This window comes from Aquimarina sp. MAR_2010_214, assembly GCF_002846555.1.
Classification (GTDB): Bacteria; Bacteroidota; Bacteroidia; order Flavobacteriales; family Flavobacteriaceae; genus Aquimarina.
Genome location: NZ_PJMS01000001.1, coordinates 1051994 through 1077782 on the forward strand (window position 1 = coordinate 1051994; position 25789 = coordinate 1077782).

A 25789-nucleotide genomic window follows, 5' to 3' on the forward strand; every position below is an offset into this window, starting at 1 on the left:
GTTGGGCCAAACAAAGTAATAACTCTTATTAAAACCATATTGATCATGAAAAAAATAATATTAAGTTTTGTAGTTATGTTGCTTATTACCCTATGGGCTTGTGAGCAAGAAAGCAATATAGAAGAACAAAATAGTATAGAGAATGTAAAAGAAGTGAAAATCGTAGGAGAAATAGATAATAAACTCTTTACTCCTTATAGAAATTGTATTGTGATTCCGAAAGGGAGGTTAGTTGGAGGTCGATGTCAAGACCGCCTTAGTTTTCAATGTGGGCGCGAAGAGATTTGTTTTCCTCAATCAATCGATCCTTGCAAATTTATACCTTGTAATATTGAAATTTTAGACCCTTGGGTTCTCTATGATAAACTAATAAAAACCCCCGAAGTATTTGGTTCACTTAGAGAATATATTGATTTTCCTATCAAGAACAAATCGCAGTTTTTTCCGTTTGGGATCAATAAAGGCATTCTGGGACTACAATATTATGCAGAAAATCACCTGATGAACATTAACTATGGAGACCCAATGCCACAACCCAATATATTTTATCTAGAAGAAAACCTTACCCTGGATTGTTCATTTGCCAAAGAATTGGGCCTTGAAGGTAATATTATCAAATCAGGGAAATATCCTTTGATATTTAATGAAAAGAATAATACCTATAATGTAATTCTAAAGGTAAAATGATGAACTTATTTTAACGCATTAAAAATCCCCATCATACGATTGTCAAGTCAGGTTTGTCGAAGTTAGTACTCCCAACGCTTCTTCGATAGGCCTGGATTGATTTTTTTATCATATAAAATGAGATTATCTTTTTTTGAAATATGCATTTCTAATGAGTAAACCGTAGATTAAAATTGGAATAAATAAACAAATCACAACAGAAGAAGTCTTGTAATTACTCCCGATATTATTGAAAAGATTTAAAAAACTAACAGAACTATCAAATGACCAATTGGAAAAATTCTCAAAATCCGGAATCGCTATTAGCATAATGAGAACAACTAGAACAAATACAATTTTAAAATAATTTTTCCCCCCAATCTTATCTAATAGAAACATCCAGGTAAAAGGAATTAAGAAAAACCAAATAATAATATTGATCTCCTTGTAGGAAAAACCAGTAAGTTTTTCAAGAAATTTTAAAAAGTCATATGTAATTTCGAATAGAAATTCCATAATAATTTCTTACATCTAATACCCTACTTTCTCTCTAACTCTTGCTAGTACAGTATCGGCAATAGCAGTAGCTTTTTTGGCTCCGATTGCCAGAGCTTCGTCTACTTCATTAAGGTTATCCATATAATAGGCATAGCGTTCGCGTTCTGTAGCAAATTTTTCAATCAATAATTCATAAAAAGCTTGCTTTGCATGACCGTATCCGTAGTTTCCACCTTGATAATTCTTACGCATTTCCTCTTGTTGTTCTACAGTAGCAATAAGCTTATATAAGGCAAATAAATTGCAGGTATCCGGATCTTTTGGTTCTTCTAGCGGAGTGCTATCAGTAGCAATAGACATGATCTGTTTACGTAGTTTCTTATCTGGCAAAAACAGGTTAATGATGTTTCCTTTTGATTTACTCATCTTGCCACCATCAGTCCCTGGTACATACATGGTTTCTTTTTGTACCTGGGCTTCGGGTATTACAAACATTTCACCCACTTGATTGTGCATTCGCGAAGCTACGTCACGAGTCATTTCAAGATGCTGTAATTGATCTTTTCCCACAGGAATAATTTCTGCATCATAGAGCAGGATATCAGCTGCCATAAGCATAGGGTATGTAAATAATCCGGCATTTACATCCTCAAGACGATCTGCTTTATCCTTAAACGAATGTGCAAGCGTTAGTCGTTGATACGGAAAAAAACAACTTAAGTACCAGGACAATTCTGTTACTTGTGGGATATCACTTTGTCGATAAAAAACTGTCTTTTCTATATCCAATCCAAAAGCTAACCAGGCAGCAGCAGTAGAATAGGTGTTTTCTCGTAATGTATTGGCATCCTTGATTTGTGTAAGCGAATGCATATTAGCAATAAATAAGAATGATTCGTTTTCTGGTTCATTGGCCATTTGGATTGCCGGAATGATTGCTCCCAGTAGGTTTCCTAAATGCGGAGTGCCTGTACTCTGTATTCCTGTTAGAATTCTGGACATGGTGATATATTATCTTTTATTATAGTTTAAGTCTTAAGTTTGGGTTAAGCACCTTTTAATTTCTAAAATTTAATCCTGTATTTAATTCACAGATTTTAGTATCATGAACTACCTTCTATTTACTTCATACTTTTAAGTATATAACGGTACTATTTTCGGCAAAGGTAATTTTTTTGTTCACATAGCTCAAACCAATTGTGTATTTTTGGGGAGATGCATATACTAAGAAATATACTTATCCTGCTATGGCGCATTTGGTTTTATATCGTTATGGGTGTTCCTATACTTATTATGTTTCCTTTATTATTGGTGTTTTCGTCTAGAGAAGAATGGTATCCACAGTTTTTTGTAGTTGCTAGGTTTTGGGCAAAAATTGTGTTGTATGGGTCAGGTTTTTTACCAAGGATGACCAAAGAAGCAGAACCAGATCGTAAAAAGAGTTACATGTTTGTAGCTAATCATACTTCTATGACAGACATCATGCTAATGTTATATTCGGTAAAAAACCCTTTTGTATTTGTAGGAAAAAAAGAATTGGCAAAAATTCCGGTTTTTGGATTTTTCTATAAACGTACTTGTATATTGGTAGATCGTAGTAGCCAGCGAAGCCGAAAAGAAGTATTTGATCGAGCACAAGCAAGGTTACATGATGGCACAAGTATTTGTATTTTTCCCGAAGGAGGAGTTCCTGATGATGAATCTGTTATTTTAGATGAATTTAAAGATGGAGCCTTCAGGTTAGCGATAGACCACCAAATCCCTATAGTGCCATTAGCATTTCTAGATAATAAAAAACGATTTTCATATACTTTTTTTAGTGGAAGTCCAGGGATTATGAGAGCCCGTGTTCTTAAAGAGGTTCCTACCAAAGGATTAACACAAGAGCATAAAAAGGAGTTGAAAGAAACAATACGTGATCTTATTTTAAAAAAATTGAAAACAGATCACACATGATAAAAAATAGAAAGCCGTTTCTCCATATAGACGGGAAGAATATTTGCTGTTGTAAGAAAATAAGCTAAAAAAACAAAAGCGTAATTATGAACTTTGAAAACCTAGTTAAGGACATTCTTGTTGAAACAAGAGTTTGGGTAGTATAGAGGCTTACTTTTTACATAAAAATAGGGGCAGTTTTTTTATTCCTTGTGATAAAAAAGGAGATTTTAAAACAAAACGAGAAGATACTTAAGAAGGCAGACCCCATAATCAATCTTGTTTTGGAAGAAATAAAACAATGGAAAAAAGACGGCATGCCGGATTGAATATGAAAGATTTTCCTTAATACTAAATATTTATGTCTTGTTTTTTTATTTTAGTATAGTTATTACCTAACACAAATATTATGAAAAAAGCCAGCCTCTTAAAACCAATAGCAACCCTTCTATTATTATGCTCCTTAAACTTTGTTGTTGCTCAAACTAAACAGGTAGGAGGCACAAAAAGGATTACTTCAGTTTTATTAGGCACTTCAGTTCCTTTAGAATTTAATAATAAATCAATGAGTGTTTACGAAAAGAACATAGAGGATTTTACACGAGCACAAGACTCGATTACCGTGTTGAATATTGTCTTAACCGATAAAGACTTAATTAAAAGGGTTAAAAATGAATCTAAATTATTAAACAAAATCACAGATAAACATTTACGATCGTCTAAGTATGGTCTAAAATTAAAAAACATAATCGAGATTTTGTCTAAGATATCACAAGAACACAGAAGACTTTTAAAAGAAAATGAATAAAATAGACATGAAAGAGCTTAAACCATTAGAAATAAAGAAATGTCTTTTCCGGTTGTGACGTGGATTGTGAGCTTATTAAAAAGAACTAAAAGAAGAAACAAGAGGTCTTATTTTGAAGACATTAGAATTTGGTTCTTATCTTGTAAAAAGCTAAAGCCGTTTCTCCCCAGAAACGGCTTTGTTCATCATTGCTTTAACCTGAGTTTTATAGCAATAATTACCGAACCAACTAAAAATCTTTATATCTCTTAAAATTTGATACTTACTCCAGTATATACCCCAAAATAGTAGGGTTTAAAATTATTAGCATTATCATTAAATGCATTAAACTGATATTTAAAAATAGGTTCAAGGTTAATCTCAAATTGATCTGATATTTTATAATCGACACCCAGTCCTATATTACCACTAAAACTCACATCATTAAGATTACTGGCTTCACCTATAGGAGTTTCAAAGTCACCAGCCTCTATAGAGATTTCATTATCCTGCAAGAATAATGTACTTATACCACCAATCATATTCACTCCAATTTTTTTATCAACCAAGGCATATTTCATTTCTAACGGAACTTCTAAATAGGCAATACTCTGATTAAGTAATCCTGCATTTTGTTTTTGATTTATCGCATTTCTGTTAATATCTGAAAACTCAGCCCCAATATCAGTATTTCTTACGTTTCCGATGTCAGAAATCAAAATGGCTCCAGCGGTAGAGTTATAGTTTACATTTTCTAGGTTTTGACCTACTGCCGAAGGAGAAAAACCAACACCTTCGGTGTTATAACTAAGATCTACCTTATTTACTCCAGAACGTACACTAAACCTTTTATTTATAGCATAAGAAACATGTACACCATAACTCATATTTACTTGCCCGTTCTTGTTATTATCTGCAAATTGAGAATCGATCGAAGATCCATTTCCTATAGAACTATAATATACGGGAGCAACATTAGGAGCAACATTCCATTTTTTTGTTGATGTGGATTCTTCAGCTATTTCTTCTTCCTCTTCTTTGTTTATAACGTCAAAAATGGATTTCTTACCATTATCATCTAGGTTTTCAACATCTTCTTCAGGAATTTTGTTCTTTATATCGTTATCATTACTCTTTTCTGCTAAGCCTTGAGTATTCGTATTATCTTTCTCCTTAGGTGTTGTAAAAAGAGGATGTTCTTTTTCTGGAGTAGATTTTTTATTCTGTTGATTAGCAATAGTAGTTTTCTCAATTGTGTTTTCTTGAGTAATAATAGGATCCTCTTTTTGCTTAAAAGGAGTTTGTGCTGTTCTGCTATTATTTGTTGTGGTATGATTTACGATTCGATTTTTAGTTCCAGAATGGGAGGCAGGGTCTAATTCACTACCATTTTTAGGTTGTGATGGTACCTGTTTCAGGGTCTTAGCAACAGCATTTTCTTTTGTAACAGAAGGCTCAAAATAGTTATGTTGACCAGCATCATTGTCTTGATCTGGATTAGTGCTTTTTGTTTTTTGGTCAACAGGGTTAGTTTCTTTTTCTTCTGAAGTTACTATGACATTTTCTTTAGGAGGGTTAGTCTTTTTATCAGGTGCTGTTTTCTTCTGTTCAATTATATGTTGAGTATCAGAATCAGTGATTGTATTATTTTGTTGTTGAACGTTATTATTTAGTGGTAAAAAAGATATACCGAATATAAGTGTAATTAATGCTGCAACACCTGCAACTCTGTACCAAAATGGAATCAAAAAAACTCTTTTTTTGTTTTTATTTTGACGTGCTTTTATTTTTTCCCATACTATTTCATCAGGAATGACTTCAAAATCCTTGAATTTTTCCTGAAATAAACGATCTATATTTTTTTTATCTTTCATCTTCGTTCTTCAATTGATCGAACATAAAGCTCTTGATTGGTTTGTAATTTTTCTTTTAAAATATTTCTTGCCCTCGCCAGATTAGATTTAGAAGTCCCAACAGATATCTCTAACATTTCTGCAACTTCTTTATGAGAATAACCATCTAATACATATAGATTAAATACTAATCGATACCGATCAGGTAGTTGTTGTATAATTTCTAAAAGATAATCCAGTGAAATTTCTTCTTCATCGACTTCAACTTCAACTTCTTCAATCTGCTCTTCATTAATGATATCAAAAACTTTTTGTTTTCGATATTTCTGTAATGCTGTATTAATCGTTACTCGTTTTATCCATCCTTCAAAAGAACCTTGGTTTTTATATTGACCAATTTTATCAAAAATGGTTATAAAAGCATCTTGTAAGGTGTCTTCTGCACTCGAAGCATCACTAGAATATTTTAAGCAAATCGAAAACAACTTGCTGCTGAACAATCTATACAATTGTTCTTGCGCCAGAGCATTCTTTTTTTTACATCTTTTTATGAGTTGGTCTAAACCCACTAACAATTATTTTTAGTTTACCTGCTTTATAATACATAAAAACAGGTTTAATTTATAAAACAGGTACTTCTACAGTTAAAAATTGATTATCTCCATTTTCGTCTCTTCCTTGCCAGAACCTAAAGGTGTAAGAATCTTCATTTCCTACAATAAAATCAAAAGATACTTCGACTAGATCTGTCGTTTCTAAATCTTTACAATTACCTTGATTAACTACTAGATTGACCACAGATACTGTTCGTTCATTTCCTAGTTTGTCGTAATCAAATCCTGCAAAAGAATGACAATCTGTTGATCTAAAATAAGACACAGTAATTGTATAGATTTCTCCTCGATTAAACTGATTGGGTAGTGAAGCTTCCTGTACGGTAGCTAATTCATAAAAGAAACTTGTTCCATTGTCGTCATCAGAACATCCAGTCAAGATGACTACAAGAAAAAATGTTAAAACTATTTTTATCCTTCTCATTTTCTTGGGGTTTTTGAAAGATCATATAACCTATCCATTAGGTAGATGCTCTAATGTAGATAAGGTTGCTTTTAAGGTATAAAAAAATCCCGAAGCTTCGGGATTTTAGTATTTTTATTAAGAAAGTTTTATTCTTTTGCAATTTTTATGGCTTCCTTGATTTTTTGTTCAAGTTCTTCCATAAGTTCTGGATTATCATTAAGTAAAGATTTCACCGCATCTCGTCCTTGTCCTAATTTGGTATCTTGATAGCTAAACCAAGAGCCACTTTTCTTGACAATCTCGTAGTCTACACCAATATCAATGATTTCTCCATTTTTAGAAATACCCTCTCCATACATGATATCAAATTCTGCAGTTCTAAAAGGCGGAGCTACTTTGTTTTTTACTACTTTAACCCGTGTTTTGTTTCCTTGTACTTCACTATTACTATTTTTGATCTGTGTAGAACGACGAATATCTAAACGTACCGAAGCATAAAATTTTAAAGCATTACCACCAGTAGTCGTTTCAGGATTTCCAAACATTACTCCAATTTTTTCACGAAGCTGGTTAATAAAAATTACGGTACAATTGGTTTTACTAATTGAGCTGGTTAATTTTCGAAGTGCCTGAGACATTAATCGAGCATGAAGACCCATTTTAGAATCCCCCATTTCACCTTCGATTTCACTTTTAGGTGTAAGTGCTGCCACAGAATCAATAACAATAATATCAATAGCTCCAGATCTGATTAGATTATCAGTAATTTCTAGGGCCTGCTCACCGTGATCTGGTTGAGAAATAATCAAATTGTCTATATCTACACCTAGTTTTTCTGCATAAAAACGATCAAAAGCATGTTCTGCGTCAATAAATGCTGCAATACCACCAGCTTTTTGTGCCTGGGCGATAGCATGCAGAGTAAGTGTTGTTTTACCAGAAGATTCTGGCCCATAAATTTCAACGACTCTTCCTCTGGGATACCCACCAACACCTAATGCAAGGTCTAAACCAAGAGAACCTGTAGGGATTACATCTACTTCCTGTACAGAACTGTCACTCATTTTCATTACAGTTCCTTTTCCGTAGGCTTTATCTAATTTATCAAGGGTAAGTTTTAATGCTTTTAATTTTGCGTCTTTCTCTGTACTCATTTGTTGTTCAAATATATCGGGATTTGACATTGATAATAAACTTTTTGCTAAAGTACTATTTCTTTTTGTAGTTGGGATATGGATTCTAAAATCGTTATTAACAACGAATGTCCGTGTTTTATCTAAAACTTTAGAGTTTTAAGCAGTTGTTAAACATCAGGTTAACTGTTTTTTTGATTGATATAGCGCAACCTTTTTGTTTTTATAGCATCTACATAAAAAGCAAACATGAACAAAAGCAGAAGGAAGGAGAGAAATGAAATTTCTTAAAAAGGTCGTAAGACATAATCTTGATGGCTGCACAATTACTAAAATTAGTAATTGTATAGTAGAAGGTGGCTAGCTTCGTTATTATATTTTTTAATCGTTAAATTATTTAATAACGAATTAGCCCAAAAAATGCCTTGAAACTTATTTCAAGGCATTTTTTATACTCAGAAATTAGAATTTATTGATTTGCATTATCTGAATTATCTGTATCTCTAGGTTTGCATAATGGAATTGCAGAATAATCATCACAATTACCGCTTCCGGTAAAATATCCACCATTAATGATCTGTTGTTGTCTTTTGTCAAGCACTATTGCACCCATTAGATTTTTTAAGCTATTCATTATAATTTTTTTTAAAGAATTTATGTTCCTTGAACATTTAATGACACTCAAGGTTTGTGTCTATCTTTCGCGAAAAGATGAATTACTTCAGATAAAAGTATAGGTTGCGAGTTTCATTTTTCAGGACTGGATTTTTTTAACAAAAAAATAATATTTTGATAGTAGTGAATAGGGTAAAATCCTTTTTTTGTTAAAAACACAAATAAGAGTTTTTGGATATTACTTTACGATTTGTACTTTTGCAAAAAAAATAGTTTCTTTTTAACTTAAAACGTAAGTATAGCATGCAACTGTACAACAAATTAAGTGCAAAAGAGAGAGCAGCTCTTATAGATGAGGCCGGTACAGACCGACTTACGCTATCTTTCTATGCATATGCACATATTGGTAATCCACAAATTTTTAGAAATCACCTTTTTATTCATTGGGACGAACTCGAGGTTTTGGGGCGTATTTATGTAGCCAAAGAAGGTATAAACGGGCAATTATCTGTTCCGGCACCAAATTTTGAAGCTTTTAAAAAACACCTGGATAGTATTTCTTTTCTTGAAAATGTACGCCTCAATATTGCACGAGAGCAAGACGCAAAATCTTTTTTAAAGCTAAAAGTAAAAGTTCGTAAAAAAATTGTGGCAGATGGATTAAATGATACCACATTTGATGTAACCAACAAAGGAGTTCATGTTGATGCTTCTGTATTTAATGAACTTATCGAAGATCCAGATACTGTACTGGTTGATATGCGTAATCATTATGAAAGTGAAATTGGTCATTTTAAAGGAGCTGTTACACCAGATGTAGATACTTTTAGAGACTCGTTGGATATTATCGAAGAAGATCTTAAAGATCATAAAGAGGATAAAAAACTAGTAATGTATTGTACCGGGGGTATACGTTGTGAGAAGGCTAGTGCATATTATAAGCATAAAGGATTTAAAAATGTATTTCAATTAGAAGGAGGTATTATAGAATATGCGAGACAAGTAGAAGCTCAAGGCTTAGAAAATAAATTCCTGGGTAAAAATTTTGTTTTTGATCATAGAAGAGCAGAACGTATTTCTGGTGATATAATAGCTAATTGTCATCAATGTGGTGCCTCGTGTGATGTTCACGTAAATTGTGAGAACGAAGCATGTCATCTATTGTTTATACAGTGTGAGAATTGTGCAGCAGAACTAGAAAACTGTTGCTCTACAGAATGTATGGAAATTAATAGGTTGTCATTTGAAGAACAAAAAGCATTGCGAAAAGGTAAAGGGAATAGTAATAAGATCTTTAAAAAAGGTCGTTCTGAAGCATTAAAATACAAGAAGTAATATCCAAAAAGGTAAAGATACTGTGGCAGATAGTTTTTTTTTATACCATTTCATAGTATCTTTAACGATTAATATGTTAGGAAGAGTAAGTTTCTAACTTTAGTAAGAACCATATTTGTTGCGATTATGATCGCAGACAAATTTCAATATAGATAAAAAATATGGGGTGTAACAGTTGTTCCTCCGCAAAAGACGGGCAGCCGAAAGGTTGTAAGAATAATGGTACCTGTGGTACAGATGGTTGCAATAAATTAACAGTTTTTGATTGGTTATCCAATATGTCACTTCCCAGTGGATCACTGCCTTTTTCTTATGTTGAAATACGATTTAAGAATGGTAGAAAAAACTTCTTTAAAAATACAGAAAATCTTTCTTTAAGCATTGGAGATATTGTTGCAACAGAATCTTCTCCTGGTCACGATGTAGGAATTGTAACCCTTACTGGGGAGTTAGTTCGTATCCAAATGAAAAAAAAGAAGGTAGAATTGGATAGTGAAGAAATAAAAAAAGTCTACCGAAAAGCATCTCAAAAAGATATTGATATATGGCAGAAAGCGCGTGACAGAGAGGAAGTCATGAAGGTACGTGCTCGTGAAATTGCAATTAGATTAGAGTTGCAAATGAAAATTTCTGATATCGAATTTCAAGGAGATGGATCAAAAGCTACTTTTTATTATACGGCAGAAGAAAGAGTAGATTTTAGGCAATTGATAAAGGAGTTTGCTCACGAATTTAGTACGCGTATAGAAATGCGACAAGTAGGTTTCAGGCAAGAAGCTGCAAGATTAGGAGGTATAGGATCCTGTGGGCGTGAGCTTTGCTGTTCTACCTGGCTTACCGATTTTAGATCAGTAAATACCAGTGCAGCAAGGTATCAACAATTATCTTTAAATCCACAAAAGTTGGCCGGTCAATGCGGAAAACTAAAATGTTGTCTTAATTACGAATTGGATGCATATATCGATGCGCTTAATAATTTTCCTAAAACAGACATAAAGCTTCAAACAGAGAAAGGAACAGCTGTATGTCAAAAAATAGATATATTTAAAGGGTTGTTGTGGTACGCCTATGAAGGTGAATGGATGAATTGGCATAGAATATCGACAGAGGATGTTAATGAAATTATTACTACAAACAAAAACAATGAAAAAGTAGCAAGCTTAGAAGATTTTGCTTCAGAATTATTAGAAGATACTAAAACAGATTTTGAGAACGTTGTAGGACAGGATAGTTTAACGAGATTTGATCAGCCAAAACGTAGTAAGAGAAGAAATCGCAATAAAAGAAAAAGTAAGAATAAGAAGCCTTCAGAAAAACAAACAACAGCTTCAAACAAAACAAAAGAAGGGAATTCCAACAATACAAACAAATCAAATAATCAACGTAATAAAAAACGGAAGTCTCGTAATAGGAATAATGATAAAACTTAGGCTTTTTTTAGTAGTGTGTATTGTAATTAGTATTGTTTCATGTGATGACAATCAGGTTTTTGATACATACCACACCGTAGCTAATGCATGGGAGATGGATGAGAAAGTAAGTTTTACACTTCCTGAACTCGATGCTTCAAAATCGTACAATTTATTTATTAATGTTCGTAACAATAATGAATATAAGTACAGTAATTTGTTTTTAATTAGTGAAATGAATTTTCCAAATGGTAAAGTTGTTACAGATACAATAGAATATCGTATGGCAGCTCCTGATGGGCAATGGTTAGGTACAGGTTTTTCTGATCTGAAAGAAAATAAGTTGTGGTATAAAGAAAATGTAAGTTTTAAAGAAGAAGGAAGTTATTCGATAACCTTACAGCATGCTATGCGTAAAAATGGCGAAGTAAATGGAATATCATCATTAGAAGGAATTACAGATATTGGATTTAGGATAGAAAATGCTCAAAATCCTTAAAAATTAGAATAGATTATTTGCTCATAGACGGGCATAAAAAACATCATCAAAACATATAGAGAAAGGCTAGATTAGGAAGTATCGACAAAAAGGAGAATATTCCCTCTAGACTTGAATAAAATAGATTTAAATAGCTGAGATATGGCAAAGGCAAAGGCAAAATCAACAAAAAAAAGAGCAAAAACTCCAGCAATTAGTACCCTAAAATACATAAAAGGATTTTGGATACTATTTGGATCTGGAGTGTTTTTGATAACCTTGCTATTTCTTCTGGCTAGTTGGGGCGTTTATGGAGAAATGCCTAAATTCGAAGAGCTAGAAAACCCGCAAAATGACCTTGCTACCCAGATAATTTCTTCAGATGGGGTGCAAATAGGAACCTTTTTTAAAGAAAATCGTACTCCCGTAAGTTATGAAGATCTACCACAACATTTGGTTGATGCTTTGGTAGCAACAGAAGATGCGAGATATTATGATCACTCGGGGATTGATGCCAGAGGAACCTTAAGGGCTTTTGTTTTTTTAGGAACCAGAGGAGGAGCAAGTACCATATCACAGCAGTTGGCAAAGCAATTGTTTACAGGAGGATCAAAGAATAAACTTGAGCGGTATCTGCAAAAAATTCAGGAATGGGTAATAGCAACTCGTTTAGAAAGACAATATACCAAGAAAGAAATTGTAACGATGTACCTTAATAAATATGACTTTCTTAATCAGGCAATCGGGATAAGTTCTGCATCGCGAATTTACTTCGGGAAAAATCCAAAAGATCTTAATGTAGAAGAAGCAGCTGTATTGGTAGGGATGCTAAAAAATTCATCATTGTATAATCCACTGCGTAGACCAGAAATGGTGAAAAATAGAAGAGATGTAGTTCTTAATCAGATGGAAAAATATGAGTACATCACAGAAAAACAAAGAGATAGTTTAAAACAATTACCGCTTAAACTAGATTACTCTCCAGAAGGCCATAATGATGGAACAGCAACTTATTTTAGAGAATATGTTAGAAGCTGGATGTCTAAATGGGTAAAAGAGAATCCTAAAGGAGAAAATGCAGAAGGCGAACCCGAATATTTCGATATCTATAGAGATGGGTTACGAATTAATGTAACCATAGATTCTCGTATGCAAAAATATGCTGAAGAAGCAGTGCAGGAGCATATGGCTAACCTTCAGAAAGAATTTGATAAGCAAGAAAAAGATAATAAAACCAGTCCTTTTAGAGATTTAACAAAAGCTGAAGTAGAAAGAATACTTAATCGAAGTATTAAATCATCTGCCAGATGGAAAAAAATGCTTAGCCAAGGTAAAAGTGAAAAAGAAATAAGAAAATCTTTTGATGAAAAGGCAGAGATGAGCATTTTTAGTTGGAAAGGAGAAATAGACACCATAATGACTCCTAAAGATTCTATCTTATATTATAAAAAGTTTTTACGCTCAGGATTAATGTCTATGGAGCCACAAACAGGTCATGTTAGAGCTTGGGTTGGAGGAGTAAACTATAAGCATTTTCAGTATGATCATGTATATCAGGGAGCACGCCAGGTGGGATCTACATTTAAACCTTTTGTATATGCTACAGCAATCGATCAACTTAAACTCTCACCTTGTGATACCATACCAAAATCTCAAATAACTATCCCGGCTGGTTCTCATGGTGTAATCGATAATGACTGGACACCAAAAAATAGTGATGCAGACTATACTGGATATATGAGTCTTAAAGAAGCATTAGCCAAATCTGTAAATACAATCTCTGCGCGTTTAATGGATAGGATAGGGCCAGAGCCGATTGTGCGTCTTGCAAAGAAAACTGGAGTGAAATCAGACATTCTTGAGGTGGCTTCTATAGCATTAGGATCGGTAGATTTGAAATTGTCAGAAATGGTAGGAGCCTATAGTACATTTGCTAATCAGGGGATATATACCAAACCGGTAACCATTACTAGTGTTGAAGATAAAAATGGAACCGTTTTATTTCAATTTGTTCCCGAGACACGTGATGTGATAAGTAAGGAAGCGGCTTATGTTACTATTAACTTAATGGAAGGTGTTACGCAATCTGGTTCTGGAGTTCGTTTACGTACAGGGCCTTCATCGAGATATGATATAAAAAATGTAGTCACTGGCCACCCGTATAAGTTTACAAATCCTATAGCAGGAAAAACCGGAACAACACAAAATCAAAGTGATGGTTGGTTTATGGGTATTGTTCCTAATCTTTGTACAGGAGTTTGGGTTGGAGGAGATGATAGAGCAACCCACTTTAGAACGACTACATTTGGTCAAGGAGCTACAATGGCATTACCTGTTTGGGGGTTATTTATGAAAAAATGCTATGCAGATAAAACATTAAAAATTTCTACAAAGGCTTTTCCGAGGCCAGAAAATTTATCTATCGAAGTAGATTGTAATGCCTTTAAAAGAAATACTATTCAAGATGAAAATATAGACGAATTCAGTCTATAAGATGACTTTTATTTAGCGACAAAAATATTCGTAAAACTATCAGATCTCAAACGATGTAGTACTGTTTTTTTTAGTACTTTTAGTCTGCTAAAATTAGAACATTATGATTCGTAAAACGGTACCCAATATTACCGAAGCTCTGGTTGGTATCAAAGATGATATGACCTTTATGCTTGGAGGGTTTGGCCTATGTGGTATTCCTGAAAATAGTATTGCACATCTTGTAAAATCAAATATCAAAGGTCTTACCTGTATATCTAATAATGCAGGAGTTGATGATTTTGGATTAGGGCTTTTGCTTCAAAAAAAACAAATCAAAAAAATGATTTCTTCCTATGTAGGAGAAAATGATGAATTCGAACGTCAAATGCTTAGTGGCGAATTGGATGTCGAACTTATTCCACAAGGAACGTTGGCAGAACGATGTCGTGCAGCTCAAGGTGGTTTTCCTGCAATTTATACCCCGGCAGGTTATGGTACCGAAGTGGCCGAAGGAAAAGAAACTCGTGAATTTGATGGTAAAATGTATGTGCTAGAACATGCGTTTAAAGCTGATTTTGCGTTTGTGAAGGCCTGGAAAGGAGATGAAGCCGGAAATTTGATTTTTAAAGGAACAGCAAGAAATTTTAACCCATGTATGTGTGGTGCCGCAAAAATAACTGTTGCCGAAGTTGAAGAATTAGTACCTGCAGGAACTCTGGACCCTAATCACATTCATATTCCTGGCATATTTGTACAACGGATATTTCAGGGAGAAAGCTATGAAAAAAGAATAGAACAACGTACAGTACGAAAAAAAGAATAATCTCCTTTTAGATCCAGTTAAAAAGATAAAAGAATTTATTTAAATTAATTGTATGAAATTAGAGTTTACCTGTTCTCAATGTAAGATTCAAAATAAATTTAAACCAGTAACTGCAACTAGGGGTGAACTACAAATGAAAGTTGGTGATGAGGTTCAGGTTACTTGTAATTATTGTAGTAAAGAAGACAAAAAACATATCAATAGGATAGATGCAGTTGTTGATAATAAGAAAATACTTTTTGCGCTTATAATAAGTGCAGTAGTTGCTGTTGTTCTTTTAAGCTTTTATGGTCTTATAGCTTTGGCTGTGATCTCAATACCATTATTAGTATGGGTTCAGGAAAGTAAGTCAACCAATCATTTTAATTCATATAAGATTAGAAGAAAATAATTATGTTAGATAAAAACGGAATTGCAAAGCGTATTGCTAAAGAACTACAGGATGGATATTTTGTTAACCTGGGGATTGGTATACCTACATTAGTTGCTAATTATATCCCTCAAGGTATAGAAGTAGAGTTTCAGAGCGAAAATGGTGTCTTAGGAATGGGGCCTTTTCCTATAGAAGGAGAAGAAGATGCTGATATTATTAATGCAGGAAAACAAACTATTACCACAATGCCAGGAGCATCATTTTTTGACTCTGCAATGAGTTTTGGTATGATTCGAGGGCAACATGTTGACTTAACGATTCTAGGAGCAATGGAAGTTTCTGAAAGCGGTGATATAGCAAACTGGAAAATCCCTGGTAAAATGGTTAAGGGAATGGGAGGTGCGATGGATCTTGTGGCCAGCGCAGAGAATATAATTGTGGCCATGATGCATACCAATAAAGCTGGAGCATCTAAATTGCTTAAAAAATGCTCACTTCCGCTTACAGGAGTTGGTTGTGTGAAAAAGATAGTTACGAATCTGGCTTTTCTAGAAGTTACCGATAAAGGCTTTAAACTTTTAGAAAGAGCTCCAGGTGTATCTGTAGAAGAAATTAAAAATGCAACAGAAGGAAATCTCATAATTGAGGGAGATATTCCTGAAATGATATTAGATTGATTTAAATCTAATTCTATGAATATGGTAACGAATAATAATTAAATCTCTACGAATAATAAATTAGTAAAAGAGTCGTTTAGTAATAACAAGATAATTTTATCTTGTTATTGAAAGAAAAATACTACACTTTCAACAGATTTCCTGTGTCCTTAAACCTTTACTTTAACCTTTAAAAACTAGTGATAAGCATTTAAATGTTAAAATTTAGTGTATTTCATCGATTTTTTTGTGTATTTAAACGTTGTTGTTGAAAATAATTTGCATATTAGTGTCCCGTTAAAAAATAATGCCCCTATAAACATTATTTTTTATTAAGGATTAAAAAAATTATTAACCCACACAAGTTTCCCCTATTATGAAAAAACGTATAAATCGTCTGCAGAAATCAATCAAACCTACAATAGAATTGATTTCAAACTGTGTTTATGTGGCGAAAAAAGTATTTTTGTTGATGTGATTTTTTGTTGTTAATGGCTAAGTTCTAAAAAGCATATTATTTACTACTATGTTTTTAAATTCCATCCAGGCAGTATTGGAAGCAAAGGCTATAGCTGCTACGGTTGCCATTTTACTGGTTGAATTTTTTATTTTTTCTAAGACTAAAAACCAATTCAGATAATTCTGAAGGTATTTTGTTGCCACTCCATTGAAGGGCTCCATAAATTTCCTTAGACGCATATCCATATTATTCACATTTTGTACGTGATATATTTTGTCAACAGCTCTTTGACCCTTCGAAGCATTAAATTTTTTGTGTGCTACCTTCTTGTCTTTTGCAAATGCAGTATAGCTTCTGTGACTGTCGCTACAAAGGGTTTCTACTTTAGCCAACTTCCCTTGTAATATAGTCTCCAAGTCACTTTTACTAATGCGACCTCTGGTAGCTACTTTGAAATCTTTGTTCCCTGATCGGTCACAACTGGCTATCACAGCTACTTTTTCATTACTGAGACCAGCTTTACTTGCCTTTGCGCCACGTTTTCTAGCAGGACGATCCAAATTTCGATTCCCTTTTTCAGAGTAAGCAAAGAAAAGATCATCACTCTCTAGGATTCCTTGGAATTCATCCACACTTACGCTCCCAAAGGAGACAAGTAATTTGTGCCTCCAATCAAAAGAAGTCTGAATAGAAATCCCTGTTTCTTTGGCACTCTTGCGAATACTATATCCAGAGAGTAAACAGAATAAATAACGATTAACTTTGTCTTTCTTCTTGAGGTTGTACCAGAACTTACCGGTAGTTTCACTAAAGTTTTTATGACAAGTATTACAAACATAGCGCTGTACTCCTTTGAGCTTACCATTAGCCTTAATTTTATTGCACTTACAATGAGGACAGCTTATGGCTTTACTCTGATTGCTATCAATCAGGGCTGAACCCTCAGTAGAGATCTCCAATAATGTGGAAACAATTTCTGATTGAACCAAAGCCGATGAACTAATGAAAAAATCTCTAAAATCTTCTGGTATCATTTCTCCGTTTTTATAAAGTAAAGATAAAACATATTCTAATTAGAACTTAGCCTTGTTAATTAATCGCAACCTCCCCAAGTCGCGATGAATGAAACCCGTTAGACTGTTTAAGCTTAACAGGTTTTTTTTATGTACTGCATTTCATTTCTTGAATAATTGTAGGGACTCACGCCTTACTTTCTGATAACATCAGTTCGATTAATATTTGGATATACGATAAAAACCGTCAATTCGAGTGGTTTTTCATAGTGAAACAAAGAAAAATTGTACTTCGACAAGCTCAGTAGGACTATCGAGAATAGGTTTTAGTACTGAAATGCTGATTTTCGATACAAAATTCTTAACAGAATTTCACTCAAACTGACACATTTCGGATTAATAGAACTGAGGTTGATAACTACTTTTTTGAAACTATTTCCCTTGGGGGATCGCATGTATTAATTTCTTAGTATAATCTCTTTTTGGATTTTCATATATCAAATCTGCATCTCCTTGTTCTTCAATTTTACCTTTATTCATCACCAATAATTGATCAGACATATATTTTACGACAGCCAGGTCATGTGATATAAAGATATAAGTGAAACCAAAATTATTTTTTAACTCATTTAGTAAATTAAGTACTTGTGCTTGTACAGAGATATCCAATGCACTTACAGATTCATCACAGATGATAAGTTTTGGCTGTAAGGCGATAGTACGAGCAATGCCTATTCGTTGTCGTTGTCCACCACTAAACTCATGTGGATAACGGTTAAAATGTTCTTCGGTTAGGCTTACTCGCTTTAGTAGTTCTATTACCTTTTGCTTTCTTTCTGTATCATTACTGTACAAATTATGGGCCTGCATAGGCTCCATAATCGCTTTTCCGACTGTTAATCTTGGATTGAGTGATGCAAAAGGATCCTGAAATATCAACTGAATTTCTTTTCGAAGACTTCGTATCCCAGAAGAAGATAATTGTGTAATATCTTGCCCCTTGTATATGATCTGACCTCTATTGGCTTTATCTAATTGTAAAATTGTATTTCCCAAAGTAGATTTACCACAACCAGATTCTCCGACAAGGCCTAAAGTCTCACCTTCATAGAGCTTAAAACTTACATCATCTACAGCTTTAAATTCTGCTTTCCCAAATAAACCAACCTTAGAAAAATAGCTTTTTTCTACATTTACAACTTCTAGTAAGGGAGGGTGACTATATAAATTCTGATGATGTTGTTCTCGCTGTTCTTTAGTAATGATTTCTTTTTTTTGACCGGTATCTTCAAGAAAATCAGCAATGGTAGGTAGCTTTTGATATCTAATATCCATCGGAGGTCTTGCATTAATTAATGCTTTGGTGTATTCTTTTTGTGGATTGTGAAAAATAGTATTGGTTGTTCCATACTCTATCATCTTTCCTTGGTACATAACCAAAACATGATCTGCAACTTCTGAAACTAGTGAGAGATCATGAGAAATAAATAAAATACTCATTTTATATTCTTCCTGCAGGCTTTTTAACAAACCGATAATCTCTTTTTGTACTGTTACATCAAGCGCAGTTGTAGGCTCATCTGCAATAAGAAGTTTTGGCTTGCAAGCAATGGCCATAGCAATCATGATGCGTTGTTTTTGACCTCCGCTTAATTGATGAGGATATGATTTGTATGCTCGATCAGGTTCAGGGAGTTTTACTTTTTCAAATAAAGAAAGTACTTCTGTTTTTATTTCTGCTTTAGAGAGTGATGTATGTTGAAATAAGATTTCTGCGACTTGTTTTCCGCATTTCATAGAAGGATTTAAAGAACTCATAGGTTCCTGAAAAATCATGGCTATCTCATTACCACGAATCGCTCTATATTCTTTTTCATTAAAACTTAATAAAGAGATACCATCATAGATAATATTTCCTTTTGTGATTTTAGAAATTTTGTTAGGTAGTAATCCCAGGATAGCCAACGAAGCTACAGATTTTCCGCTACCAGATTCTCCTACAACTCCTAATATCTCATTTTTATGAATATCAAAAGTGATATCATGAAGTACCTGATTTTCTTTTTCTTCTGATAAAAAAGACACACAGAGATTTTGTACAGAAAGCAGTGTAGTATTATCCATAACTTAAACGTTAGGTAAATTTAGGGAATTCAACGCTTTCAGAGATTTCTTTTTAGAACTATTTTGGTGTGATATTTGTTATCTTTATCCACCAAAGTATATTATGAAGCTACTAAAACTTTCTCTTCGTACACGAATTTTTATCTCTATGACTGTATTGGTATTATTAGCTTCAATTTTGATTGCTGCTATTACGATCTATCAGTATAAGGAGGAAGCAGAAGAATATCATCAAGGCCGATTAGAACGAAAAGAAGAACGAATTCAGATTGCGATTAACAATGTACTAAAAAGCACTACATATCCTGTAAACCAAAAAAATCTCCCTCTGATTTTTAGAGAAAGACAACGAATCTATCAAATCTCTGAAGAACATTCTATGCCAATTAATATTTATGGGCTTTCCGGAAAATTATTGGTTAAATCAGAAGGAGGATTTACAAAAGATACTACCGATATTCAAATTAATCCTGTTATTTTAGATACACTGGCTTCTCTTTACAATAAAAAGTATTTGGTGAAATCTGAAAAAAATGGAGAAAGATTTTTAACCTCCTATACCTATATTACAGATTTTAGATTAAAACCTTTAGGAATTCTACATTTACCATATCTTGAAGATGATGATTTAATTACAAGAGAATTATTAGAATTTTTGCAACGCCTGGGACAGGTATATTTACTAATGCTTTTAATGGCAGTTGTTCTGGCTTATTTTTTATCAAAGTACATTACCAGATCTTTAAAAACAATTTCTGAAACTATAGACCAAACTCGATTAGATAAGAGAAATAAACGAATAGATATTGGTGATGCCAGCGAAGAAATTTATTCATTAGTGAATGCTTATAATAGTATGATCGATGAACTCGAAGAAAGTGCAGCAATGCTAGCTAAGAGTGAACGAGAGGCAGCTTGGAGAGAAATGGCTAAGCAAGTAGCGCACGAAATTAAAAATCCATTAACACCAATGCGATTAACAGTACAGAGTTTTCAGAGAAAATTTGATCCTGAAGACCCTAATATTCAACAAAAAGTTCAGGAATATAGCGATACTCTGATTCAGCAGATCGATACTATGAGTTCTATTGCTTCAGCATTTTCGAATTTTGCACAGATGCCCGCACAAAAAAGTGAAACTTTAGATGTGGTAAAGATTATAGGGCTGGCATTGGATATCTTTAACGAAGATTACATCGTTTTTCCTTCAGAAAAAGAAAAAATCATAGCTAAATTTGATAGAACACAACTTATACGAGTAGTCACCAATTTGGTGAAAAACGGTATACAGGCAATTCCCGAAGATCGTATTCCCAAAATTATGGTGGATGTGTTTTCAGAAAATGAAGAAGTTCTTATTACTGTTGCTGATAATGGAATTGGGATAACCGAGGAAAATACAAAGAAAGTTTTCGAACCTAAATTTACCACTAAAACCAGCGGTATGGGACTTGGATTAGGAATGGTTAAAAATATTGTGGAAACCTATAACGGAAGTATTACCTTTACATCAAAAGAAGGAAAAGGTACTGTTTTTAAAGTTAGATTCCCGAAAGAATAGTACACTTTATTTCGATTATTATTCAATATTATATAGTGCTATGAAAGAGTATAAGTTAGAATCTTTGGTCTATTATTCAAAATTAACTTTAGACAAAGAACATACTTTGAAATCTTCCTCTAAAGATATACAGGTGAAGCTAGATGAGTATGGAAAAGAAGGGTGGAGACTAGTATCTACCGATGTAGAGGATTTTGGAATGGGGATGTATTTTTATCTGTATTTTGAAAGAGATTTAAAACAATAAAGAAAATATAAACAAACATATAATTATAATGTATACCAACATTCTAACATCTCAAAACAGCGGAGTTACAAGAGTAACTATCAATCGTCCATCAAAATTAAATGCACTTAATAAAGAAACTATTCAAGAATTACATGCTGCTTTTAGAGTGGCTGATCTTGATGCTGACACCAAAGTCATTATTATTACAGGAAGTGGTGAAAAGGCCTTTGTTGCAGGTGCAGATATTAGTGAGTTTGCAGATTTTTCGGTATCGGAAGGAGGAAACCTTGCTGCAAAAGGACAAGAACTACTTTTTGATTTTGTAGCCAATCTTTCTACACCAGTAATTGCTGCGATAAATGGATTTGCTCTGGGTGGGGGATTAGAATTAGCGATGGCAGCACATTTTAGAATTGCCAGTAATAATGCGAAAATGGGATTGCCAGAAGTTTCTTTAGGAGTAATACCCGGGTATGGCGGTACACAGCGTTTACCACAGTTAGTGGGTAAAGGCAGAGCTATGGAAATGATTATGACCGCAGGAATGATAGATGCCAATCAGGCATTGCAGTACGGATTGGTAAATCATGTAACGGCTCAGGATGAACTAATACCACTAGCAGAGAAGTTAGCAGGAAAAATTATGAGAAACTCGTCTGTGGCAATTGGTGCAGCTATCAAAGCTATAAATTCTGGTTATGAAGATGGAGTAAATGGGTATAAAGCAGAGATCGAACAATTTGGAAACTGTTTTGGTACCGAAGATTTTAAAGAAGGAACTACAGCATTTTTAGAAAAACGTAAAGCTGATTTCCCAGGAAGGTAAAGTGACTATAATATAATGTATAGACCTCACAGGTTTTTAAAAACCTGTGAGGTCTATATTTTTTAATCTCATTTTACAAGTAAACAATATACAGGTAAAAGAATTAAAAAAAACTTAAAGATTTAATGCATTCCTCTACCTATAAAAATTCATTTCGTCAATATATTCCCATACAGTAGAGGGGAGCAATGGTCTTACATTTTTATTAGCTGCGATTGCCTTGCGAATGAATGTAGAAGAAATCTCCATAATAGGAGCGTCAATTCGATGTATTTTGGGATGATCTGTAAACTGAGTTTCTATAACTCCTTTTGCAATTCTAGGATATACATAGATGTTATGGTTTTCGAGAATAACTTCATAGTTTTTCCATTTATGAAAGTTCTTTAGGTTATCCTCTCCCATGATAAGATGAAATTGATCATCGGGATATTTTTCTTGCAAGTGCGCAAGCGTATGTACAGTATAATTGGGTTGTGGTAGTTTAAATTCTACGTCACTAGGTTTTAGCTTAGGATAAGATTGTGTAGCACGATATACCATTTCATACCGATGATGATTGTCTAGTAACGAATTTTTCTTCTTATGAGGATTATGAGGAGTAACAACCATCCACAGCTCATCGAGATCAGAGAACTCAGCCATATGATTGGCAATCGCCAAATGACCGATATGGATAGGATTAAACGTCCCAAAATACAATCCGATTTTTTTCATGGAAAATTTATTTTTCCATTTCCACGAAGGTGGAAATCTTATTTTAATTCTTTAAAAAGAAACTTTTTAACCAGCTGATATACTTCGTTTTTAGCTTTTTCGAGATCATCATTTGTTATGATCGCATCAAATTGCGGAGCAGTAGCCATTTCGGTAGAGGCTTTGGCAACTCTCATATTGATCTTGTCTTCAGATTCGGTTTTACGTTTCTTCAAACGAATCTTTAGTTCTTCAATGCTAGGTGGTTTTACAAAAATTGCCAATGTACGATCTGGATATATGCTTTTAATATCTAAACCGCCTACAACATCGATATCAAAAATCACATGCTTACCGTTGTCCCAAAGTCGTTGTACTTCAGTTTTCAATGTTCCATAAAAGTTATCTCGATATACTTCTTCCCATTCGAGGAATTCTTCGGCTTTAATCTTGTCTTTAAATTCTCGTAAAGATAAAAAGTAGTAATCTTTTCCATGAACTTCTCCTCCACGAGGCTCCCGAGAAGCTGCAGAAATAGAAAATCCAAGATTTAATTCTTCTTGATTGAGTAAGTATTTAACTAAAGTAGTTTTTCCACTTCCAGAAGGTGCCGAAAGTACAATAAGTTTACCTTGGTTCATTTACAACACATTTAGTAATTGTTCTTTAATTTTTTCGAGCTCATCTTTCATCTGAACTACCAGTTGTTGCATAGGGGCATAATTAGATTTACTACCAATAGTATTAATTTCACGACCTATTTCCTGAGTAATAAAACCAAGTTTCTTTCCGTTAGAATCTGAAGAATTTAACGTAGTAGTAAAATACTCTAAATGATTTGCTAATCGAACTTTTTCTTCTGTAATATCAAATTTCTCGAGATAGTAAATCAACTCCTGTTCAAAACGGTTTTGATCCACTTCTTCTTTTAGGTCAGACACTGCTTTATGTAATCGCTCTCTAACTGCTTCCATACGCTCGGGATCAATTTTTATAACGTTATCCAAGAGCTCACTTATGTTTTTAACACGAATATTGAAATCTTTTTCTAATGCTTTTCCTTCGTCGATTCTATAGTCCTCTATTGCTGTTAAAGCCTTGGTAAGTTCATCCTTTATAGCTTTAAATTCTTGCTCATCGATTTGTTCACGTTCTGTTTTTAGAGCATCAGGCATACGAACTGCCATTTTTAATAACTCTATAGTGTCACCTTCGTGTACATTTGATAATTGTCTGATATATTCTTTTACAATAGCTTCATTAACCTTGTTAGATGTTTCTTCACCAGTTGCTTCAACATATAATCCAAAATCAACTTTACCTCTTGCTAGTTTTTTTGCAATGGTATTTCGCATTTCAAGTTCCTTTTCACGGTATTGTGAAGGAATTCTGGCATTAAGGTCTAAGTTTTTACTATTAAGTGATTTAACCTCAATAGTTATTTTTTTTGTAGGTAGCTGAAGGATAGACTTCCCGAAACCTGTCATAGATTTGATCATAGAATTATGCTAAAAAGTTGCACGAAGATAATGAAAACTGTTGAGGTAGCACACGGAACTGTGATTTACAAAGTAATAACTGCCTTACTAAGTTAGCCAACTTTGGTTGCCATAGTTATTTTATCAATATACTCTTCTTTTTCAAGAAAGAAGCCTTGGATACTACCTGAAGGTATAAACCCCATTTTTTTGTACAAAGAAATCCCGGCGATATTAGTTGCATATACTTCTAACCATAGTACTTTTAATAACTCATTTTCTTTTGACCATTCTAATACATTTTGAATCAAAAGAGTACCTATACCCTGGTTTTGGCATTGGGTATGAATTCCCATTCCAATCATGGCGGTATGTTGCATCTTTTTACGCCAACTACCAGTAAGGTCAATATTTCCAATAATATCTCCATCACTTTCGGCAACCAATAATAGACTATTAGCTTGTTCATGAAGGTTTTGAATAAGTTCACCTTCTTCTTTTACAGTATTAGAGTATTCATAATCAAATAAAGGAATAGTGTTGGTATCTTTAAGATACTCCAGTTTTAATGCTAATAATTGCTTAGCATCTGCCGGTGTTGCCTCTCTAACTAAAAGAGACTTCCCTGATTTGGTATGGTATGTTTTCGAGATAAAGTTCAATCGATATTATGCCTCAGGATTCTTATCCCGAATTCTTTTATAAAGTTTAATTCCCATCATAAGTATAATTGCGAGTGATAGTATCCCTACAACTCCATATATCCAGTTTACTGCATCACGTACGATGACTAAGAAAATTACTGAAAAGAGAATAATTGTCGAACCTTCATTCCACATTCGCATTTGCCCAGAAGACCATTTTATGACATCATTTTGAAGCTGCTTGTAGATGTGATGGCATTTTAGATGATACATGAAAAGTAATACTATAAATCCAAGCTTAACATGCATCCAGGGTTGTTGTAGCCAACCTGGCATTAAAACAAGTAACCAAATTGCAAATAAAGTGGCTAATATAGCAGAAGGCCAAGTAATAATGAACCAAAGGCGTTTAGCCATTAATTTAAGTTGCTTGCCTAATATGTCTCGATCGGGTAGAGGCTTTTGAGAAGCTTCTATTTGATAGATAAACAATCTGGGAATATAAAATAACCCGGCAAACCATGTGATCACAAAGATCAGGTGCAAGGATTTTATGTAATTATAATATTCTAGCATTGGTTGACTTTAAAACTATCTCCTAAATCTGTTCAGGATGATAGAATTTGTATACTTAATCAAAAATAGAAAATAATTATGTACCGTCACCTCGAGCCGAGTCGAGAAGTAAGTAATTTTTTAAAT

27 protein-coding genes are annotated in these 25789 nt (G+C 33.6%); 13 read left to right on the forward strand and 14 right to left on the reverse strand.

From position 1 onward, the window contains the following. Positions 1 to 45 precede the first annotated feature (45 nt). Positions 46 to 687, forward strand: a complete 642-nt coding sequence (locus ATE84_RS04665; RefSeq protein WP_101446219.1) for a hypothetical protein — start codon at positions 46 to 48, stop codon at positions 685 to 687. Between the two features lie 123 nt (positions 688 to 810). Here the strand turns inward: ATE84_RS04665 and ATE84_RS04670 are convergent, their stop codons facing one another. Together ATE84_RS04670 and trpS are read right to left on the reverse strand one after the other, a co-directional pair. Further along, on the reverse strand, positions 811 to 1182 hold the full coding sequence (locus ATE84_RS04670) for a hypothetical protein (RefSeq protein ID WP_101446221.1): 372 nt from the start codon (positions 1180 to 1182) through the stop codon (positions 811 to 813). Between the two features lie 15 nt (positions 1183 to 1197). After that, positions 1198 to 2166, reverse strand: a complete 969-nt coding sequence (gene trpS / locus ATE84_RS04675; RefSeq protein ID WP_101446223.1) for a tryptophan--tRNA ligase — start codon at positions 2164 to 2166, stop codon at positions 1198 to 1200. 213 nt (positions 2167 to 2379) lie between these two features. Between trpS and ATE84_RS04680 the strand changes: the two genes are divergently transcribed. Then, positions 2380 to 3120 carry a 1-acyl-sn-glycerol-3-phosphate acyltransferase gene (locus tag ATE84_RS04680; RefSeq protein ID WP_101446225.1) on the forward strand — a complete coding sequence of 247 codons (741 nt, stop codon included), beginning with the start codon at positions 2380 to 2382 and terminating at the stop codon, positions 3118 to 3120. A gap of 388 nt (positions 3121 to 3508) precedes the next feature. Next, positions 3509 to 3907, forward strand: coding sequence for a hypothetical protein (locus ATE84_RS04685; protein ID WP_101446227.1), 399 nt, complete (start codon positions 3509 to 3511; stop codon positions 3905 to 3907). Positions 3908 to 4155: 248 nt separating this feature from the next. Here the strand turns inward: ATE84_RS04685 and ATE84_RS04690 are convergent, their stop codons facing one another. The 5 genes from ATE84_RS04690 to ATE84_RS26050 form a co-directional block, all read right to left on the reverse strand. Next, entirely contained in the window at positions 4156 to 5760 is a 1605-nt protein-coding gene (locus ATE84_RS04690) for an outer membrane beta-barrel protein (protein ID WP_101446229.1), read from the reverse strand. Then, the gene (locus tag ATE84_RS04695) at positions 5757 to 6308 is read right to left on the reverse strand and encodes an RNA polymerase sigma factor (RefSeq protein ID WP_101446231.1); all 552 of its coding nucleotides are present in this window, start codon (positions 6306 to 6308) and stop codon (positions 5757 to 5759) included. Before ATE84_RS04695 ends, ATE84_RS04690 begins: the two co-directional genes overlap by 4 nt. Before the next feature lie 52 nt (positions 6309 to 6360). Next, positions 6361 to 6777, reverse strand: coding sequence for a lipoprotein (locus tag ATE84_RS04700; protein WP_101446233.1), 417 nt, complete (start codon positions 6775 to 6777; stop codon positions 6361 to 6363). A gap of 128 nt (positions 6778 to 6905) precedes the next feature. Then, entirely contained in the window at positions 6906 to 7913 is a 1008-nt protein-coding gene (recA, locus tag ATE84_RS04705; protein ID WP_101450835.1) for a recombinase RecA, read from the reverse strand. A 448-nt stretch (positions 7914 to 8361) separates the two neighbouring features. After that, positions 8362 to 8526: a hypothetical protein gene (locus tag ATE84_RS26050; RefSeq protein WP_158237177.1), complete on the reverse strand. Its 165-nt coding sequence runs from the start codon at positions 8524 to 8526 to the stop codon at positions 8362 to 8364. A 284-nt stretch (positions 8527 to 8810) separates the two neighbouring features. On the opposite strand from ATE84_RS26050, the gene ATE84_RS04710 reads away from it, so the two are divergent. The 7 genes from ATE84_RS04710 (at position 8811) to ATE84_RS04740 (ending at position 16077) form a co-directional block, all read left to right on the forward strand. Then, positions 8811 to 9842, forward strand: coding sequence for a rhodanese-related sulfurtransferase (locus ATE84_RS04710; RefSeq protein ID WP_101446235.1), 1032 nt, complete (start codon positions 8811 to 8813; stop codon positions 9840 to 9842). A 161-nt stretch (positions 9843 to 10003) separates the two neighbouring features. Next, positions 10004 to 11272: a regulatory iron-sulfur-containing complex subunit RicT gene (locus tag ATE84_RS04715; protein WP_101446237.1), complete on the forward strand. Its 1269-nt coding sequence runs from the start codon at positions 10004 to 10006 to the stop codon at positions 11270 to 11272. Next, positions 11259 to 11750, forward strand: coding sequence for a gliding motility lipoprotein GldH (locus ATE84_RS04720; protein ID WP_101446239.1), 492 nt, complete (start codon positions 11259 to 11261; stop codon positions 11748 to 11750). Before ATE84_RS04715 ends, ATE84_RS04720 begins: the two co-directional genes overlap by 14 nt. 141 nt (positions 11751 to 11891) lie before the next feature. Beyond that, complete coding sequence (locus tag ATE84_RS04725; RefSeq protein WP_101446241.1) at positions 11892 to 14222, forward strand: penicillin-binding protein 1A; 2331 nt, start codon at positions 11892 to 11894, stop codon at positions 14220 to 14222. 103 nt (positions 14223 to 14325) lie between these two features. Then, positions 14326 to 15027: a CoA transferase subunit A gene (locus ATE84_RS04730; protein ID WP_101446243.1), complete on the forward strand. Its 702-nt coding sequence runs from the start codon at positions 14326 to 14328 to the stop codon at positions 15025 to 15027. A gap of 52 nt (positions 15028 to 15079) precedes the next feature. Beyond that, positions 15080 to 15418: a hypothetical protein gene (locus ATE84_RS04735; protein WP_101446245.1), complete on the forward strand. Its 339-nt coding sequence runs from the start codon at positions 15080 to 15082 to the stop codon at positions 15416 to 15418. Positions 15419 to 15420: 2 nt separating this feature from the next. Continuing rightward, positions 15421 to 16077, forward strand: coding sequence for a CoA transferase subunit B (locus ATE84_RS04740; RefSeq protein WP_101446247.1), 657 nt, complete (start codon positions 15421 to 15423; stop codon positions 16075 to 16077). Positions 16078 to 16551: 474 nt separating this feature from the next. On the opposite strand, the gene ATE84_RS04745 is transcribed toward ATE84_RS04740, so the two are convergent. Both ATE84_RS04745 and ATE84_RS04750 read right to left on the reverse strand, forming a co-directional pair. Next, complete coding sequence (locus tag ATE84_RS04745; RefSeq protein WP_101444842.1) at positions 16552 to 17550, reverse strand: IS1595 family transposase; 999 nt, start codon at positions 17548 to 17550, stop codon at positions 16552 to 16554. A 411-nt stretch (positions 17551 to 17961) separates the two neighbouring features. Then, positions 17962 to 19653, reverse strand: coding sequence for an ABC transporter ATP-binding protein (locus ATE84_RS04750; protein ID WP_101446249.1), 1692 nt, complete (start codon positions 19651 to 19653; stop codon positions 17962 to 17964). 103 nt (positions 19654 to 19756) lie between these two features. Between ATE84_RS04750 and ATE84_RS04755 the strand changes: the two genes are divergently transcribed. Genes ATE84_RS04755 through ATE84_RS04765 form a run of 3 tightly spaced genes read left to right on the forward strand, consistent with a single transcriptional unit; the run spans position 19757 to position 22269 of the window. Beyond that, positions 19757 to 21214 (forward strand): HAMP domain-containing sensor histidine kinase, encoded by a 1458-nt coding sequence (locus tag ATE84_RS04755; protein WP_101446251.1) that lies wholly within the window; start codon positions 19757 to 19759, stop codon positions 21212 to 21214. 40 nt (positions 21215 to 21254) lie between these two features. Continuing rightward, on the forward strand, positions 21255 to 21461 hold the full coding sequence (locus ATE84_RS04760; RefSeq protein ID WP_101446253.1) for a DUF4177 domain-containing protein: 207 nt from the start codon (positions 21255 to 21257) through the stop codon (positions 21459 to 21461). Positions 21462 to 21486: 25 nt separating this feature from the next. Further along, entirely contained in the window at positions 21487 to 22269 is a 783-nt protein-coding gene (locus ATE84_RS04765) for an enoyl-CoA hydratase/isomerase family protein (protein ID WP_101446255.1), read from the forward strand. A gap of 135 nt (positions 22270 to 22404) precedes the next feature. On the opposite strand, the gene nadD is transcribed toward ATE84_RS04765, so the two are convergent. From nadD to ATE84_RS04790, 5 genes are all read right to left on the reverse strand, one after another. Beyond that, positions 22405 to 22986, reverse strand: a complete 582-nt coding sequence (gene nadD / locus ATE84_RS04770; protein ID WP_101446257.1) for a nicotinate (nicotinamide) nucleotide adenylyltransferase — start codon at positions 22984 to 22986, stop codon at positions 22405 to 22407. Between the two features lie 38 nt (positions 22987 to 23024). After that, positions 23025 to 23606, reverse strand: coding sequence for a guanylate kinase (gmk, locus tag ATE84_RS04775; RefSeq protein WP_101446259.1), 582 nt, complete (start codon positions 23604 to 23606; stop codon positions 23025 to 23027). Beyond that, positions 23607 to 24464, reverse strand: a complete 858-nt coding sequence (locus ATE84_RS04780; RefSeq protein ID WP_101446260.1) for a YicC/YloC family endoribonuclease — start codon at positions 24462 to 24464, stop codon at positions 23607 to 23609. Positions 24465 to 24556: 92 nt separating this feature from the next. Beyond that, entirely contained in the window at positions 24557 to 25105 is a 549-nt protein-coding gene (locus tag ATE84_RS04785) for a GNAT family N-acetyltransferase (RefSeq protein WP_101446262.1), read from the reverse strand. Positions 25106 to 25111: 6 nt separating this feature from the next. Next, the gene (locus ATE84_RS04790; protein WP_101446264.1) at positions 25112 to 25663 is read right to left on the reverse strand and encodes a CopD family protein; all 552 of its coding nucleotides are present in this window, start codon (positions 25661 to 25663) and stop codon (positions 25112 to 25114) included. Positions 25664 to 25789: the final 126 nt, after the last annotated feature.

Coding starts and splice junctions, on each gene's coding strand:
- ATE84_RS04690 (WP_101446229.1), bottom strand. CDS start 5,760: ATGAAAGATAAAAAAAATATAGATCGTTTATTTCAGGAAAAATTCAAG.
- ATE84_RS04790 (WP_101446264.1), bottom strand. CDS start 25,663: ATGCTAGAATATTATAATTACATAAAATCCTTGCACCTGATCTTTGTG.
- ATE84_RS04740 (WP_101446247.1), top strand. CDS start 15,421: ATGTTAGATAAAAACGGAATTGCAAAGCGTATTGCTAAAGAACTACAG.
- ATE84_RS04780 (WP_101446260.1), bottom strand. CDS start 24,464: ATGATCAAATCTATGACAGGTTTCGGGAAGTCTATCCTTCAGCTACCT.
- ATE84_RS04720 (WP_101446239.1), top strand. CDS start 11,259: ATGATAAAACTTAGGCTTTTTTTAGTAGTGTGTATTGTAATTAGTATT.
- ATE84_RS04725 (WP_101446241.1), top strand. CDS start 11,892: ATGGCAAAGGCAAAGGCAAAATCAACAAAAAAAAGAGCAAAAACTCCA.
- trpS (WP_101446223.1), bottom strand. CDS start 2,166: ATGTCCAGAATTCTAACAGGAATACAGAGTACAGGCACTCCGCATTTA.
- ATE84_RS04685 (WP_101446227.1), top strand. CDS start 3,509: ATGAAAAAAGCCAGCCTCTTAAAACCAATAGCAACCCTTCTATTATTA.
- ATE84_RS04710 (WP_101446235.1), top strand. CDS start 8,811: ATGCAACTGTACAACAAATTAAGTGCAAAAGAGAGAGCAGCTCTTATA.
- ATE84_RS04745 (WP_101444842.1), bottom strand. CDS start 17,550: ATGATACCAGAAGATTTTAGAGATTTTTTCATTAGTTCATCGGCTTTG.
- ATE84_RS04750 (WP_101446249.1), bottom strand. CDS start 19,653: ATGGATAATACTACACTGCTTTCTGTACAAAATCTCTGTGTGTCTTTT.
- ATE84_RS04730 (WP_101446243.1), top strand. CDS start 14,326: ATGATTCGTAAAACGGTACCCAATATTACCGAAGCTCTGGTTGGTATC.
- ATE84_RS04735 (WP_101446245.1), top strand. CDS start 15,080: ATGAAATTAGAGTTTACCTGTTCTCAATGTAAGATTCAAAATAAATTT.
- ATE84_RS04700 (WP_101446233.1), bottom strand. CDS start 6,777: ATGAGAAGGATAAAAATAGTTTTAACATTTTTTCTTGTAGTCATCTTG.
- ATE84_RS04715 (WP_101446237.1), top strand. CDS start 10,004: ATGGGGTGTAACAGTTGTTCCTCCGCAAAAGACGGGCAGCCGAAAGGT.
- gmk (WP_101446259.1), bottom strand. CDS start 23,606: ATGAACCAAGGTAAACTTATTGTACTTTCGGCACCTTCTGGAAGTGGA.
- recA (WP_101450835.1), bottom strand. CDS start 7,913: ATGAGTACAGAGAAAGACGCAAAATTAAAAGCATTAAAACTTACCCTT.
- ATE84_RS04760 (WP_101446253.1), top strand. CDS start 21,255: ATGAAAGAGTATAAGTTAGAATCTTTGGTCTATTATTCAAAATTAACT.
- ATE84_RS04670 (WP_101446221.1), bottom strand. CDS start 1,182: ATGGAATTTCTATTCGAAATTACATATGACTTTTTAAAATTTCTTGAA.
- ATE84_RS04755 (WP_101446251.1), top strand. CDS start 19,757: ATGAAGCTACTAAAACTTTCTCTTCGTACACGAATTTTTATCTCTATG.
- ATE84_RS04680 (WP_101446225.1), top strand. CDS start 2,380: ATGCATATACTAAGAAATATACTTATCCTGCTATGGCGCATTTGGTTT.
- nadD (WP_101446257.1), bottom strand. CDS start 22,986: ATGAAAAAAATCGGATTGTATTTTGGGACGTTTAATCCTATCCATATC.
- ATE84_RS26050 (WP_158237177.1), bottom strand. CDS start 8,526: ATGAATAGCTTAAAAAATCTAATGGGTGCAATAGTGCTTGACAAAAGA.
- ATE84_RS04665 (WP_101446219.1), top strand. CDS start 46: ATGAAAAAAATAATATTAAGTTTTGTAGTTATGTTGCTTATTACCCTA.